The following is a 15536-nucleotide window of genomic DNA, read 5'->3' as shown; positions in this document are numbered from 1 at the left end:
CAGCGCGCACAAGGCCGGCTACCCGCAAGGGTAACGGTCCCGCCTCCCCACTGCTTCCCGCCGGCCGACCCCCGCGCGAGATCACGCTGGTCCGGGCCGCAGGTCCGCCCGCCTGACGACCTCCGTGGCCACCGTGGTCCTGCCGGCGCCGAACCCGCCGGTCCGCCGGACGATCACGAGGCGATCAGCCCCGACTGGTACGCGAAGACCACCAGCTGGGCTCGGTCCCGGGCGCCCAGCTTGACCATGGCCCGGCTCACGTGGGTACGCGCGGTGGCCGGGCTCACCACGAGCCGCTCGGCGATCTCGGCGTTGCTCAGCCCCTCGCCGACCAGCCCCACCACCTCCCGTTCCCGGTCGGTGAGGGTGTCCAGCCGCGGGTGCGGCCGGGGCACCCGGGCCGGCCGGGTGGCGAACTCCCGGACCACCCGCCGGGTCACCGACGGGGACAGCAGCGCCTCGCCCTCGGCGACCAGCCGGATGGCCCGGAGCAGCTCGGCCGGGCGGGTGTCCTTGGTCAGGAAGCCGCTGGCCCCGTGCCGGAGGGCGTCGAAGACGTACTCGTCCAGCTCGAAGGTGGTCAGGACGACCACCCGGGTGCCGGCCAGCCCGGGGTCGGCGACGATCCGCCGGGTCGCCTCGATGCCGTCCACGCCGGGCATCCGGACGTCCATCAGGACCACGTCGGGGCGCTCCCGGCGGGCCAGCTCGACGGCGGCGAGCCCGTCGGCGGCCTCCCCGACCACCGCGAGGTCGTCCTCGCTCTCCACCAGGGCACGCAGCCCGATCCGGACCAGATCCTGATCGTCCGCGAGCAACACCGTGATCATGTGGCCTCCTCCAGCGGCAGTGTCGCGTACACCCGGAAGCCGCCGGCGGAGGCGGGGCCGGCGGTGAACGACCCGCCCAGCGCGGTGACCCGCTCCCGCATGCCGGCCAGGCCGTAGCCGGCGGTCCCGCCCGACGGCGCGGCGGCGCCCCGACCGGTGTCGGTCACCTCCACGGTGACCTCGGTGGGCGCGTACCGGAGGCGGACGATGGCGGTGGCCGGGCCGGCGTGGCGCAGCACGTTGGTCAGCGCCTCCTGCACCACCCGGTACGCGGCCAGGTCCACCACCACCGGCAACGCGCGGGGCTCCCCGTCGACCTCGACGGTCACCGGCACCCCGGCGCCGGCCAGCCGCTCGCGCAACTGCGGGAGCTGGGCCAGCCCGGGGGCCGGAGCCCGCTCATCGACCGGCTCGTCGCGCCGCACGACGGTCAGGGTGACCCGCAACTCGTCCAGCGCCTCCTTGCTGGTGCGGCTGATCGCGGTCAACGCCGCCTCGGCCTGCTCCGGCCGCTTGGCCAGCAGGTGCAGCGCGATCTCCGCCTGCATGTGGATGGCGGCGAGGCCGTGCCCGACCACGTCGTGCACCTCCCGGGCCACCCGCAGCCGTTCGGCGTCGGCCAGCCGGCGGGCCTCGTCCACCCGGTTGCGGGCCGCGCTCTCCCGGCCCAGCCGCACCGTGGTGCCCACCGCGAACGGCACGACCACCCAGGCGGCCACCGGCATCAGGCCGACCAGGCCGGGCGAGCGCACCCCGACGAAGACGTGCGCGAGCAGCGCCACCAGCGCTACCGCGCCGGCCAGCGCGGCGGTCCGCACCGGCCGGTACGCGGCGACCGTGTAGACCGCGACGAAGAACGAGAGCAGGATCGGCCCGTACGGGTAGCCGAGCACCAGGTATGCGGTGGTCGCCGCGGTGACCACGGCCAGGGTGGCCAGCGGCCAGCGCCGCCGAACGGCCAGGGCGAGCGCCGCCACCACGACCAGCGGGTACGTCGCCCGACCGGTGCCCAACCCCTGGTTGAGGCCGGCCGGCGCGGTGCCGAACAGGCCGATGACGAGCAGGGCCAGGGCGACCAGGGCGTCGAAGACGCCGTCGCCCCAGCCGCTCCGGTTCCGGTCCACGCCGTCCCCTCCCCGCCGACCTCAGCCGATGTCCCGCCGGCGCAGCAGCGCCCCGCCGATCACCGCGAAGGCGACCAGGTACGCCGCGACCACGAGGGCCGCCTGCCCGCCCCCGACCGTCGCCCCGACGCCGGGGGTGTCGCCGGGCGAGCCCAGCGCCGCGGCCAGCGACCCGGCGTTCGGGCCGGGCAGCCCCTTCTGCACCTGCGCCACCCAGTCGAGCAGCGGCGCGGCGATCGCGGCGAGCAGGTTCTGCACGGCGAGCATCCACACCAGCCCCAGACCGACCGGGAGCGCCACCGCCCGCAGGGCGACGGCGAGCACGGCACCGAGCATGGCCCACATCGTCGCGATGAGCCACCCCGCGCCGATCCCGGTGAGCAGGTCGCCGGCCGACGGCCAGTGCACCGGCTGCCCCTCGGCGAGCGCGATGAGCACGCTGGCCACCGCCCCGACCGCGAAGACGGCGAGCACCACGGCCAGCGCGGCGGCGGCGAGGGCGAGCAGCTTGCCGGCGTACACCTCCAGCCGCGACGGGCCCTGGGAGAGCACCGTCTTCCAGGTGCCCCAGCCGTACTCGCCGCCGACGGTGAGCACCCCGAGGATCAGCACGATCGAGCCGAGGAAGACCGGCAGGCCGCCGAGCGAGTTACCGACCAGTTGGTCGGGCAGCAGCATGGGCAGGGTCCGGTCGGTGTTCGGCCCGGTCGTCCCGCCGGCGATGCTGGCGTACGGGAAGACGTAGGTGAACGTCAGCGCGAGGACCAGTGTGACGGTCAGCAGCAGCCAGGTCGCCGGGCGGCGGACCAGCTTGATCAGCTCGGCGCGGAAGCTACGCGACATCGGCCGTTCCCTTCTCGATGAGGTCGAAGAAGACCTGCTCCAGGTCCCGTTCGCGGGGGCGCAGCTCGCGCACGGCGAGCCCGGCGCCGACCAGCTCGGTGTTGAGCCAGGCGGCCCGCTCCGGCTCGACGGCAAGCTCCAGCGCGCCGTCGACCACCCGCACCCGCTCGGCGCCGACGAGCGTCCGGACCCGTGCCGCCGCCTCGTCGAGCGGGTCGGCGAGCACCCGCAGCCCGGCCGTGCCGCGCAGCTCGGCGACGCTCCCCTCGGCGATCAGCCGCCCCCGGGAGATCACCCCGACCCGGTCGCAGACCTGCTCGACCTCGCCGAGCAGGTGACTGGAGACCAGGACGGTGCAGCCGCCCGCGCCGAGCCGGCGGATCAGCGTGCGCATGTCCGCCATGCCGGCCGGGTCGAGGCCGTTGGTCGGCTCGTCGAGGATCAGCAGGCGCGGGTCCTTGAGCAGGGCGGCGGCGACGCCGAGCCGCTGCTTCATGCCCAACGAGTAGCCGGCGTACCGGTCGCCGGCCCGGTCGGTGAGGTCGACCAGGTCGAGCACGAGCGCCACCCGGTCGGCGCCGACCCCGGCGTAGCGGGCGAGCACCGTCAGGTTGTCCCGCCCGGAGAGGTACGGATAGAAGGCGGGCCCCTCGATCAGCGCCCCGACCCCGGTGAGCCGGCCGGTGCCGGGGGGACGGCCGAGCAGCCGTACCGTGCCGGCGGTGGGGCGGACCAGCCCGAGCAGCATGCGCAGGGTGGTGGTCTTGCCGGCGCCGTTGGGGCCGAGGAAGCCGTACACCTCGCCGGGGTGCACGGTCAGGTGGAGGTCGTCGACGGCGGTCAGTGCGCCGTACCGCTTGGTGAGCCCTTCGGTGTGCACTGGCAGGTTCATGCCCCGAGACTGCCGCTTCCCGGATCGGGCGGCGTCGCCCCGCGAGCGGCACCTCGGCTACGCCCCGGGACGTAGGCGGCGCCTACACGGCGGCGAGGACGGCGGCCTCGACGCGGTCCCGGTCGGCGTCGGAGGGCCAGCCGCCGACCAGGTAGAACACGTCCACCACGTCGGCGCCGAGGGTGGAGATCCGGGCCGCCCGTACCTGGGCGCCGGCCTCGTCGAGGGCGCAGCTGACCCGGTAGAGCAGCCCGGCCGCGTCGGCGGCGCGCAGCTCCAGCAGCACCGCGTCGGTGGCCGCCTCGCGGTGCCAGACCACCCGCGGCGCGGCGGCACCCTGGCTGCGGGCGGCCAGGGCCCGGCCGCGCAGCCGCTGGGTGACCGAGACGTCGCCGGCGACCGCGCGGCGCAGGTCGGCGGTGAGCGCGATCGGGTCGGGCGCCAGGCCGTAGCGGGGCTGCACCCGGCACTCGACCAGAGCCCGCCCGTCGACCGTGGAGGCGTCCGCGGAGATCACCTCCAGCCGGTGCAGGGCCAGGCAGCCGGCCACCGTGGCGAGCAGGCCGCGTCGGTCCGCCGCGGCCACCGACACCCGGTCCTCCGCCAGGTGTACGACCGGCAGCGGCCCCGCGACCAGCGCCGGATCCGGGGCGGGCGGCGCCGGCACCACGCCGGTGTCCAGCGCGGTACGCACCCGGGCGACCAACTCGGCGACGAGTCGCCCCTTCCAGTCGGACCAGGCGGCCGGCCCGGTGGCGGCGGCGTCGGCCCGGACCAGGGCGTGCAGCAGCTCCAGGGTGGTGGTGTCGCCGACCTGCTCGGCGACCCCGGCGACGGTCTTCGGGTCGGACAGGTCGCGCCGGGTCGCCACGTCGGGCAGCAGCAGGTGCAGCCGGACCAGCTCGCCGATCAGCGCGGCCTCGGCCGCGGGCAGCCCGATCCGGGCGGCCACCGCCTCGGCCAGCGGCGCCCCGACGATGCTGTGGTCCACGAAGGTGCCGTCCGGCTCAGGCCCGCCGGCCCGCCCGGCGGCACCGTCGCCGGGCAGTCCCTTGCCGATGTCGTGCAGGAGCGCGCCGAGCAGCAGCAGGTCGGGGCGGTCCACCTCGCGGGTGTGCCGGCTCGCCTCGTACGCGGTCTGCACCAGGTGCCGGTCGAGGGTGAACCGGTGCACCGGGTTGTGCTGGGGCAGGCTGCGCAGCCGGGTCCACTCGGGCAGCCAGCGGTCGACCAGGCCGTACCGGTCGCAGGTCTCCCAGGCGGGCACCAGGCCGGGACCGGCACCGAGGAGGGTGATCAGCGCGGCCAGGGCGGCCGGCGGCCAGGGCGCGGGCAGCGGCGGGCAGTACGCGGCGAGCCACTCGCAGGTGGCCCGGGCGATCGGGAGCCGGGTGATGGCCGCGGCGGCGGCGACCCGCAGCGACAGGCTGGGGTCGGGCCGGGCGCCGATGGCGGTGCGGGCGAGCACCAGCTCGCCGTCGTGTTCGACGACGTCCCGGGCGACGGGGCGGCGGACCGGCCGGCCGTCGGTGCCCCGGCGGCGCCCGGAGCGGAGCCGGTCGGCGGCCCGCCAGGCGTCGTCGAGGGCGTGGCTGACGGTCCGCGCGTCCCCGGCGACCCGGCGCAGCAACGCGTCACCGTCGTCCACCACGCCCCCGGCGGCGGCGCCGGACGCGTCGAGCTGGAGTTGCCGCAGCCCGAGCAGCCCGGCGACGCCGTCGCGCTCCTGGGCGACGAGCCGGTCGACCCGGCGGCCGACCTGCTGGTGCAGGGCGTCACGGGTGTCGAGGAGCCGCCGGTGGGCGGCGTGCACGGCGGGGCGCAGCGCGTCGGTCACGCCGGCGGTGGCGATGGCCCGCAGAAGGCCGACGTCGCGCAGCCCGCCGGCGGCCTCCTTCAGGTCGCCCTCAAGGAGGAAGGCCAGCTCGCCGTGGGTCTCCCAGCGGGCGGCGGTGATCTCCCGCAGCCGCGGAAGCTGCCGGACGGCGGTGCGCCGCCAGTGGTCGGCGGCGGTGCGGACGAGCTGGTCGGCGAGGGCCGGATCGCCGGCCACGTGGCGGGCGTCGAGCAGGCCGAGGGCGACCTTGACGTCGTCCTGGGCGACGGAGAGCGCCTCGGCGACGGTCCGGACGGAGTGGTCGAGGCGTAGCCCGGCGTCCCAGATCGGATACCAGAGCGAGGCGGCCAGCTCGTCGATGCCGGGCACCCCGGCGTGCAGCAGCACCAGATCGACGTCCCCGTACGGCGCGCACTGCCGCCGGCCCAGCCCGCCGACCGCGACCAGCGCGATCCCCGCCCGCCGCGGAAACACCGACCGCAACCACCGGTCGATCGCCTCCGCCCGCTGCGCCCGCGCCTGGGCCCCGATCCCCCCGGGTACGCCGACGACCTCGTTGACCAAGGGGTTCGCGTCGCCGTTCCCGGGGTGTCCCGACGCGTTCTGCTTGATCAACGAGGTCATCGAGACATCCTCAGAGGGCGTCCAGGCCGCGCTCGCCCGTGCGGACCCGGACGACCTCCTCGACGCCGGTCACCCAGACCTTGCCGTCGCCGATCTTGCCGGTGCGGGCGGCGCCCACGATGGCGTCGACGATCTTGTCGACCTCCATCTCGTCGGTGAGCACCTCCACCCGGATCTTGGGCAGGAACTCGACCGTGTACTCGGCACCCCGGTAGACCTCGGTGTGCCCCTTCTGCCGGCCGTAGCCCTGGACCTCGCTGACGGTCAGGCCGGCCACGCCGAGGGCGTGCAGGGCCTCCTTCACCGCGTCCAGCTGGTACGGCTTGATGACCGCGGTCACCAGCTTCATGTCCATCCCCTCCATCACAGGAACGTTAACCGGCGACCTTCTCGCTGACCGGCGCGGCGGGCTCGTCCGCCTCGTCGGTGGGCCCCGGGCCCGGCTTGGCGGCGCCGATCCCGGCCATCGCGAACGCGCCACCGGCGCTGCCGCCCGTGGTGGGCGACAGGTCGTACGCGCTCTCCGCGTGCTCGGCGACGTCGATGCCCTCGACCTCCGCCTCGGCGGACACCCGGAACCCGATCGTCTTGTCGATCACGAAGCCCAGGGCGTAGGCGACCGCGAAGGAGTAGACCGTCACGATCAACGCACCCAGCGCCTGCTTGCCGAGCAGGGTGGCGTTGCCCCCGACCAGCAGGCCGTCGCTGGTCACCAGCGAGCTCACCGAGGCCGTGCCGAACAGGCCGATCCACAGGCAGCCGATCCACCCGCCGACGAAGTGCACGCCGACCACGTCGAGGGAGTCGTCGTAGCCGAGCCGGTACTTCAGGCCCACCGCGAGGGCGCAGACCGCACCGGCGACGAGGCCCAGCAGCACCGCCGCGGCCGGGGTGATGAAGGCGCACGCCGGGGTGATCGCGACCAGCCCGGCCACCGCGCCGGAGGAGGCCCCGACCAGGGTCGGCTTGCCGTCGCGTACCCACTCCACCACGAGCCAGCCGAGCAGCGCGGCGGCGGTGGCCACCTGGGTGTTGATGAAGGCCAGCGCGGTGACCCCGTCGGCGGTCAGCTCGGAGCCGGCGTTGAAGCCGAACCAGCCGAACCAGAGCAGCCCGGCGCCGAGCGCGACCAGCGGGACGTTGTGCGGCTTGGCGCTCTCCCGGGGCCAGCCGACCCGCTTGCCGAGGACCAGCACCAGCGCGAGCGCCGCGGCGCCGGCGTTGATGTGCACGGCCGTGCCGCCGGCGAAGTCGAGGGCGCCGATGTCGCCGCCGATCAGGCCACCGCCCCACACCATGTGCGCGACCGGGAAGTAGACCAGGGTGGCCCAGCCGAAGGCGAACACCAGCCAGCCGGCGAACTTCGTCCGGTCGGAGAGCGCGCCGCTGATCAGGGCGACGGTGATGACGGCGAACATCATCTGGAAGGCGATGAAGACGTAGAGCGGGATGCCGGTCTCGCCCCACAGGTCGCTCTCGCCGACGAACGTCTTGGTGCCCAGGTACTGCCCCAGGTCGCCGATGAACTTGCCGCCCTCGCCGAAGGCGACGGTGAAGCCGTAGAAAAGCCACAGGATGCTGATGAGCCCGATGGACGAGAAGCTCATCATCATCATGTTGAGTACGCCCTTGGACCGGTTCAGGCCGCCGTAGAACAGCGCGAGACCCGGCGTCATGAGCAGCACGAGCGCAGACGACAGGAGCAACCAGGCGGTGTTGCCGGTGTCGATCTCCACGCTGCCTCCTCTCGGTGTGGATGTCCTCCCTCCGACTGAGTCCTGGCAGCGTCGCCCGGCAGCCGGTTGCGCGGAAGCTTGCTCGGCGGCTGTTTCCTGCACCGACACCGCTCGATTTCCGGCGGGTGACAGGTTGTTTCCGGCGTGTGAAGAACGCCGATCATGGCCGGGGAAACGGAAAGAGTGGCCGTTCCGGGGAGGAACCGGCCACTCTTTCCCGGGATTGGGAGGTCAGCGCAGGGCGTACTCCAGGGCGTGCCGCTCGTAGTCGAGCAGCCGCAGGTCACGCATGGGGCGCCGGAGGTGGCCCTTGTGCACGATCCGGACGAACGCCGGGTCGCCGGCCGCGGCCATCCGCCGGATGCCCTCGACGTGGTCGACGACCCGCTTGCGGATGGTGCGGATCAGCCGGTGCCGGTCGCGCGGGATCAGCCCGTACGCGTCGGCGAACAGCCGCAGCCGGCGGGGCCGGTCCGGGTGCTTCCAGCCCAGCGTGATCGAGTCCCGGTCGGAGAAGATCGGCACCCAGGTCCAGGCCGCGTACGCCACGTCGTAGATCCGCGCGCCGGGCGAGGCCAGGTCGAAGTCGATCAACCCGAGCGTGCCGTCCGGCCGCCAGATCACGTTGTGCGGGGCGGCGTCGTGGTGGCAGATCACCTCGGTGTCCGGCGGGGGCGGGCCGAACGAGCGCCAGACCGCCCCCGGCGGCGGGTTGAAGCCGTACTGGGCGTCGTGGAACATCCGCAACATGGTCGCCACGGTCACCAGGGCCTCGTCGGTGACCCAGTGCGGGGCCAGCGGATACTCCCCGCACTCGCCCTCCAGGTACGACAGGACCTCCCGGTTACGCTCGTCCATGCCGAGGGCGCGCGGGGCGCCGGTGAAGCCGACGTACTCCAGGTGCCGCAGCAGGGCGTGCACCGAGGGGGTCCACGGGCCGGCGTTGCGCCGGACCGTGTCGCCCACCCGGACCACGGTGCTCACGTTCCCGCCGTGCAGCGGGATCTCCTGTGAAGTCACGTACGGTCTCCCGAGGCGCGGCGACGGGTGGCTGGGGTCGCGCCACCCGGCGTAGGCGCGATCGTCGGTCATCACGTCGAGGCTACGCGTCCCGAGCGAGCGGCTCGGTCCCGAGCAGCGCGTCGACGAACTGCACGGGGTCGAACGGGGCCAGGTCGTCCGGGCCCTCGCCGAGGCCGACCAGCTTGACCGGGATGCCGAGCTTGCGCTGTACGGCGATCACGATGCCGCCCTTGGCGGTCCCGTCGAGCTTGGTCAGCACCACCCCGGTGACGTTCACCACCTCGGTGAAGACCCGGGCCTGCTCCAGGCCGTTCTGGCCGGTGGTGGCGTCGAGCACCAGCAGGGTCTCGTCGATCGGGCCGTGCTTCTCCACCACCCGCTTGACCTTGCCCAGCTCGTCCATCAGGCCGATCTTGTTCTGCAGGCGGCCGGCGGTGTCGATCAGCACGGTGTCGACCTGGGTGTCGATGCCCCGCTTGACCGCGTCGAAGGCGACGCTGGCCGGGTCGGCGGCCTCGGGCCCGCGGACGGTCTCCGCGCCGACCCGGCTGCCCCAGGTCTCCAGCTGGTCGGCGGCGGCGGCCCGGAACGTGTCGGCCGCGCCGAGCAGCACGGTGTGCCCGTCGGCGATCAGCACCCGGGCGATCTTGCCGCAGGTGGTGGTCTTGCCGGCGCCGTTGACCCCGACCACCAGGAGCACCCCGGGCAGGCCCACCTTGGGGTCGGCGTTCAGCGACCGGTCCAGCGTCGGGTCGAGGGCGGTGACCAGCTCGGTGGCGAGCAGCGCGCGCAGCTCCCCGGTGGACCGCGTGCCGAGCACCCGGGTCCGCTCGCGGAGCCGGTCGACGATCTCCCGGGTGGCGTCGATGCCGACGTCGGCGGTGATCAGGCTGTCTTCGATCTCCTCCCAGGCGTCCTCGTCCAGGCGCTCACGGCTGAGCAGGCCGAGCAGGCCCCGGCCGAAGACGTTCTGCGAGCGGGACAGCCGGGAGCGCAGCCGGACCAGCCGGCCGGCGGTGGGCTCGGGCACCTCGAGCGGCACCTCGACCACCGGCGGCACCTCGACCACCGGTGGCGGCTCGACCAGGACCCCGGTGGACACCTCCGCCTCGGGCGCCTGGACCGGTGGGCCGGCCAGGTCCTCCTCAGCCCGGGTCTCGACCTCCGTCCTCGGCAGCGGCGGCTCGGGGCGCCGGCGCAGCCGGGGCACCACGAGGCTGAGGCCGCCGATGATCAGCACGCCGAGCAGGGCGATGATGACGAGGAGGTATTCCTTCATGCCCGAAATCCTGTCAGATGCCGGCGGCGGCGTCCCACTCACCGCCTCCGCACGCGGTCGAGCTGCGGGTACGCTCGCCGCAGCCAGGCGTGCCGAATCCGCCGGCCGGGTAGAAAAGGTGAGCGTTCTTCCCCTCGGAGGTGCCCGTGCCCAGCTCCCGCCTGCTCATCGGTCCGCTGCTGCGGCGGGTCGTCGGCACGCGGGCGACGGTCTGGGTGGAGACCAGCGCGCCCGCGGTGGTCACGGTCCGCACGGCCGGCGGCGCCACGGGCAGCGCGCCGACCTTCTCGGCGTACGACCACCACTACGCGATCGTGGTGGTGGCGGGGCTGGCCCCGGACAGCGCCACGACCTACGAGGTGCTGATCGACGACGAGGTCGCCTGGCCGGTCCCGGAGAGCGGCTTTCCGCCCAGCGTGATCCGTACCCGGGCCGTGGACGACCGGGACCAGCCGGTGAGCCTGATCTTCGGCTCGTGCCGCGAGACCACCCAGCACGCGACCGCCCGGAAGCTGCCCCCGGACGCGCTGGACGCGTACGCCCGGCGGCTGATGGCCGACCCGGACCCGGCCGCCCGGCCCGACCTGCTGGTGCTCCTCGGCGATCAGGTCTACGCCGACGTCACCTCGCCGACCGTGCGCCGGCTGCTGAGGCGGCGCCGGCGCCGGCCGAAGGGTGCCCCGGCGACCCAGGTGGTGAGCTTCGACGAGTACACCAAGCTCTACCTGGAGTCCTGGCGCGACCCGGAGATCCGCTGGCTGCTCTCCACCGTGCCCAGCGTGATGATCTTCGACGACCACGAGGTGATCGACGACTGGAACACCTCGGCCTGGTGGCGGGCGGACATGCGCGAGCAGCCCTGGTGGGCGGAGCGGATCCGCAGCGGGCTCACCTCCTACTGGGTCTACCAGCACCTGGGCAACCTGTCCCCGGACGAGATCGCCGCCGACCCGGTGTACGCCAAGGTCACCGCCGCGGAGGACGCCACCGGGGTGCTGCACGAGTTCGGCGACCGGGTCGACAAGGAGGCCGACCTCGCGCACGACACCGAGCGCTGGCGGGCCGTGCAGTACCAGTGGAGCTACGCGCTGGACCTGGGGCGGACCCGGCTGGTCATGCTGGACAACCGCTCCAGCCGGGTGCTGGAGTCGGGCAACCGGGCGATGCTGCCGCCGGGCGAGTGGTCCTGGTTCCTCGACCGGGCGCACGGCGTCTACGACCACCTCGTCGTCGGCGCCTCGCTGCCCTGGCTGCTGCCGCCGGGCATCCATCACGTCGAGACCTGGAACGAGCGGCTCGCCGACTCCCGGCGGCCCTGGGTGGCGTCGCTCTCCGAGCGGATCCGGCGGGCCTGCGACCTGGAGCACTGGGGGGCGTTCCGGCGCTCCTTCGACGCCCTCGCCGAGCTGTTCGCCCGGCTGGGCAGCGGGACTCCCGCCGGGCCGGGGGCGCGGGTCGGCGCCGGGCCGGCGTACGCGCCACCGGCCTCGATCAGCGTGCTCTCCGGGGACGTGCACCACTCGTACGTGGCCCGGGCCCGGTTCGCCGACCGGAGCGTCCGCACCCCGGTGCACCAGCTCACCTGTTCCCCGATCCACAATCAGGTGCCGGCGGGGATGCGGCCGCTGATGCGGCTCGGCTGGCACCCCGGGCCGGCCGGGGCCGCCCGCGCGCTGGCCCGCTCGGCCGGGGTGCCCCGGTCGAGTGTGCGGTGGAAGAAGCTGGCCGGGCCGTACTTCGGCAACGCGGTGGCCACGCTGACCCACCGGGGCCGGTCGGCCGAGGTGGTGATCGAGGGCACCACCGGCGACGGCCACCTCCGTACGGTGGCTCGGCAGCAGCTCAGCGACCAGGCGTGAGTACGCTTCCCCCGTGGAGGATCACCTGCCGGAGACGCTGCGCGCGGTGGAGCACGAGTTGACCGCGCTGCTGCGCCGCGGACGGGCGCTGTCCTGGGAGATCGCCCGGGAGGTCCACCCCAACCTGGAGCCGAACGCGTACGGGCTGCTGCTCTGGCTGCGGCGGTGCGGCTCGATCCGGCTCACTGACCTGGCCGCCCGGCTCGGCATCGGCAAGGGCACGCTCAGCCGGCAGATCCACGGCCTGGAGGGGCTGGGTCTGGTCCGCCGTGACCCGGACCCGACCGACCGGCGGGCGGCTCAGCTCAGCCTCACCGAGGAGGGCACCCGCCGGTTCGACGCGGCACGGGCGGCCCGACTCGGGCAGATCCGGCGCACGATGGAGAGCTGGCCGAAACAGGACGTCGAGGACTTCGCCCGGCTGATGCACAGATTCAACGAGACCTTCTGATCCGGGGCTCGCCCAGGAATACCTCCCGTCGCCACCCGGTTGTTGCTTGAGGCAACCAAAGTTCTACGGTTGCCTGAGGCAACCCACCCCCGACCTGCCCCGGAGGCAATCACGATGACCCAGGCGACAGCGCCCACCCGGGCGACCGCCGGCGACATGACCCACCGGCAGATCCTGGAGGCACTCTCCGGCCTACTGCTGGGCATGTTCGTCGCGATCCTCTCCTCCACGGTCGTCTCGAACGCGCTGCCGCGGATCATCACCGAGCTGCACGGCGGCCAATCCGCGTACACCTGGGTGGTCACCTCGACGCTGCTGGCGACCACCGCGACCACCCCGATCTGGGGCAAGCTCGCCGACCTGACCAGCAAGAAGGTCCTGGTCCAGCTCGCCCTCGGCATCTTCGTGCTGGGCTCGGTGCTGGCCGGGCAGTCGCAGACCACCGGCGAGCTCATCGCCTGCCGGGTGCTCCAGGGCGTCGGCGCGGGCGGCCTGACCGCCCTCGCCCAGGTGATCATGGCGACGATGATCGCTCCGCGTGAGCGCGGCCGCTACAGCGGCTACCTCGGCGCCGTGATGGCCCTCGGCACCATCGGCGGCCCGCTCATCGGTGGCGTCATCGTCGACACCGACTGGCTCGGCTGGCGCTGGTGCTTCTACGTCGGCGTGCCGTTCGCCGTGCTCGCCCTGATCGTGCTCCAGAAGACCCTGCACCTGCCCGTGGTGAAGCGCCCGGCGAAGATCGACTGGTGGGGCGCCACCCTGATCACCGCGGCCGTCTCGCTGCTGCTCATCTGGGTCACCCTGGCCGGCGACAAGTACGACTGGATCTCCTGGCAGAGCGCGGCCATGGTGGTCGGGGCAGTGCTGCTCGGCGCGCTGGCCATCCGGGTGGAGCAGCGGGCCAGCGAGCCACTGATCCCGCCGCGCCTGTTCCGCAGCCGCACCATCACCCTGGCCGTGGTCGCCAGCATCGCGGTCGGCGTGGGCATGTTCGGCGCCTCGGTCTTCCTCGGCCAGTACTTCCAGATCAGCCGCGGCCAGAGCCCGACCATGTCCGGCCTGATGACCCTGCCGATGATCGGCGGCCTGCTGGTCGCCTCCACGGTCGTCGGCCGGATCATCACCAACACCGGCCGCTGGAAGCGGTACCTGGTAGCCGGCTCGGTCCTGCTCACCGCCGGCTTCGCCACCATGGGCACGCTGCGCGCGGACACCCCGTACTGACAGATCGCCATCTTCATGGCGCTGATCGGCCTCGGGCTCGGCATGACCATGCAGAACCTGGTGCTCGCCGTGCAGAACACGGTCAGCACGCACGAACTCGGCGCAGCCAGCTCGGTGGTCGCCTTCTTCCGTAGCCTCGGCGGCGCGATCGGCGTGAGCGCGCTCGGCGCGGTGCTCGGCCACAAGGTCAAGGACTACCTCGCCGAGGGGCTGGCCGGACTCGGCATCAAGACGTCCGGCTCCGGCAGCGGCGGCACCCTGCCCGACGTGCACACGCTGCCCGCCCCGATCCGGGCGGTCGTCGAGGCCGCGTACGGGCACGGGGCCGGGGACATCTTCCTGGCCGCCGCCCCGTTCGGCCTGATCGCGCTGATCGCGGTCGTCTTCATCAAGGAGGTGCCGCTGCGCCGGCACAACGGCGACGCGATCTCCGCCGAGGTCGAGCGGGAGTCGACCGTCGCCGCCGGCGGCGGGGCCTCGGTGGTCCGGACCGGCATCCAGGAGTGACCCATGAGCGAGCGAATCAGCCAGCTCAGTGCGTCGGTGCCTCATGGCTTCGCCGACCGTAGGGAGGCGACGGCATGAGCGAGCGGAGCGAGCGAATCAGCCAGCTCAGTGCGTCGGTGCCTCATGGCTTCGCCGACCGTAGGGAGGCGACGGCATGAGCGCCTCCGTCGAGCGTGAGGAGTACGGCCCGGAGGCCCGGCCGCTGCCGTTCGAACGCGGCACGGACGGCCCGCGGGTGGTGCTGGTCGGCGTGGACGGCACCCGCACCTCGCTGCGGGCCGCCGCGTACGCGGCCGGGCTGGCCCGCCGGCAGCGCTCCGGCCTGGTCGTGGTGTTCGTCAGCTCCCCGATCCCGTACGCCGGGATCATGACCGGGGTGGTGGCCGGGGCGATCCAGCAGACCCACGACGAGCTGGCCGCCGAGCTGCGCGACGAGTGCCGGCGCGGCGCCGAGGAGCTGGGCCTGCCGGTCACCTTCCTGTGCCGGCGTGGGGACGCGTACACCGAACTCTGCGCGGCGGCCGACGAGACCCGGGCCGACCTGGTGGTGGTCGGGGCGTCCGAGCAGGCCGGGCACCGGCTGGTCGGCTCGGTCGCCACCCGCCTGGTGCGCACCGGCCGGTGGCCCGTCGTGGTGGTGCCCTGAGCTGAGCGGAAGGGGGCCCCTCTCCACTCCTGACGTGGTGAGGGGCCCCTTTTCACCGCCGCGGGCGGTAATCGGGTCGCCGGTGTCGGACTCGCTCGCCAGGATGGCGGGCATGACCTGGAGAGCACCGGAGATCACCCGGAAGAACGAGCCCTACGTCGGCGACGAGCGCACCATGCTCGACGGCTGGCTCGACTACCACCGCGACACCCTGCTGCTGAAGTGCGCGGGCCTGACCGCCGAACAGTTGAAGACCCCGAGTGTCGAGCCGTCCGGCCTCACCCTGCTCGGCCTCGTCCGGCACCTGGCCGAGGTGGAGGCCTGGTGGTTCCGGGAGAACTTCGCCGGCCAGCAGGTGGACTACCCCTACTTCACGCCGGAGACGCCGGACGCCGACCACGACGTCAGCGGCTCCGACGCCGAGGCAGACTTCGCCACGTACCACCGGGAGGTCCAACTGGCCCGGGCCGCTGCGGCCGGCCGCTCACTCGACGAGACCTTCACCGAGGTGGGGCCGAAAAAGCGGACCTTCAACCTGCGCTGGGTGTACGTCCACATGATCGAGGAGTACGCCCGGCACAACGGGCACGCCGACCTGATCCGGGAGCGGATCGACGGCGTCACCGGCGACTGAGCCGCGCGCATCCCCCGACCGGCC

At 73.7% G+C, this 15536-nt stretch carries 13 protein-coding genes and 1 pseudogene; 5 read left to right on the top strand and 9 right to left on the bottom strand.

Annotated elements, in window-relative coordinates:
- Positions 1-173: 173 nt before the first annotated feature.
- The 9 genes from ACFYM6_RS10965 to ftsY form a co-directional block, all read right to left on the bottom strand.
- Complete coding sequence (locus ACFYM6_RS10965; RefSeq protein ID WP_387274363.1) at positions 174-830, bottom strand: response regulator; 657 nt, start codon at positions 828-830, stop codon at positions 174-176.
- Positions 827-1954 (bottom strand): sensor histidine kinase, encoded by a 1128-nt coding sequence (locus ACFYM6_RS10960; protein ID WP_387274361.1) that lies wholly within the window; start codon positions 1952-1954, stop codon positions 827-829. The genes ACFYM6_RS10965 and ACFYM6_RS10960 overlap by 4 nt, the downstream gene beginning before the upstream one ends.
- Before the next feature lie 21 nt (positions 1955-1975).
- Positions 1976-2797 (bottom strand): ABC transporter permease subunit, encoded by an 822-nt coding sequence (locus ACFYM6_RS10955; RefSeq protein WP_387274359.1) that lies wholly within the window; start codon positions 2795-2797, stop codon positions 1976-1978.
- Positions 2787-3689 (bottom strand): ABC transporter ATP-binding protein, encoded by a 903-nt coding sequence (locus ACFYM6_RS10950; RefSeq protein WP_387274357.1) that lies wholly within the window; start codon positions 3687-3689, stop codon positions 2787-2789. Before ACFYM6_RS10950 ends, ACFYM6_RS10955 begins: the two co-directional genes overlap by 11 nt.
- Positions 3690-3771: 82 nt before the next feature.
- On the bottom strand, positions 3772-6150 hold the full coding sequence (locus ACFYM6_RS10945) for a [protein-PII] uridylyltransferase (RefSeq protein ID WP_387274355.1): 2379 nt from the start codon (positions 6148-6150) through the stop codon (positions 3772-3774).
- 10 nt (positions 6151-6160) lie between these two features.
- Positions 6161-6499 carry a P-II family nitrogen regulator gene (locus tag ACFYM6_RS10940; protein WP_198940156.1) on the bottom strand — a complete coding sequence of 113 codons (339 nt, stop codon included), beginning with the start codon at positions 6497-6499 and terminating at the stop codon, positions 6161-6163.
- A 25-nt stretch (positions 6500-6524) separates the two neighbouring features.
- Positions 6525-7826, bottom strand: a complete 1302-nt coding sequence (locus tag ACFYM6_RS10935; protein ID WP_387274564.1) for an ammonium transporter — start codon at positions 7824-7826, stop codon at positions 6525-6527.
- Between the two features lie 291 nt (positions 7827-8117).
- Entirely contained in the window at positions 8118-8978 is an 861-nt protein-coding gene (locus ACFYM6_RS10930) for an aminoglycoside phosphotransferase family protein (protein WP_357433725.1), read from the bottom strand.
- Between the two features lie 10 nt (positions 8979-8988).
- The gene (gene ftsY, locus ACFYM6_RS10925; protein WP_387274353.1) at positions 8989-10188 is read right to left on the bottom strand and encodes a signal recognition particle-docking protein FtsY; all 1200 of its coding nucleotides are present in this window, start codon (positions 10186-10188) and stop codon (positions 8989-8991) included.
- Positions 10189-10334: 146 nt separating this feature from the next.
- On the opposite strand from ftsY, the gene ACFYM6_RS10920 reads away from it, so the two are divergent.
- The 5 genes and pseudogenes from ACFYM6_RS10920 (at position 10335) to ACFYM6_RS10900 (ending at position 15512) form a co-directional block, all read left to right on the top strand.
- Positions 10335-12047, top strand: a complete 1713-nt coding sequence (locus ACFYM6_RS10920; RefSeq protein ID WP_387274351.1) for an alkaline phosphatase D family protein — start codon at positions 10335-10337, stop codon at positions 12045-12047.
- 13 nt (positions 12048-12060) lie between these two features.
- On the top strand, positions 12061-12498 hold the full coding sequence (locus tag ACFYM6_RS10915) for a MarR family winged helix-turn-helix transcriptional regulator (protein ID WP_387274349.1): 438 nt from the start codon (positions 12061-12063) through the stop codon (positions 12496-12498).
- Between the two features lie 114 nt (positions 12499-12612).
- Positions 12613-14232, top strand: a pseudogene (locus ACFYM6_RS10910) (MDR family MFS transporter).
- Between the two features lie 154 nt (positions 14233-14386).
- Positions 14387-14878: a universal stress protein gene (locus tag ACFYM6_RS10905; protein WP_387274347.1), complete on the top strand. Its 492-nt coding sequence runs from the start codon at positions 14387-14389 to the stop codon at positions 14876-14878.
- Positions 14879-14990: 112 nt separating this feature from the next.
- The gene (locus ACFYM6_RS10900) at positions 14991-15512 is read left to right on the top strand and encodes a DinB family protein (protein ID WP_387274345.1); all 522 of its coding nucleotides are present in this window, start codon (positions 14991-14993) and stop codon (positions 15510-15512) included.
- Positions 15513-15536 lie beyond the last annotated feature (24 nt).

The organism is Micromonospora sp. NPDC006431, assembly GCF_042870725.1.
In the GTDB taxonomy this organism is placed as follows: domain Bacteria; phylum Actinomycetota; class Actinomycetes; order Mycobacteriales; family Micromonosporaceae; genus Micromonospora.
The sequence above is the reverse complement of the archived record's forward strand: the minus strand, read 5'-3'. Positions and strand labels throughout refer to the sequence as shown.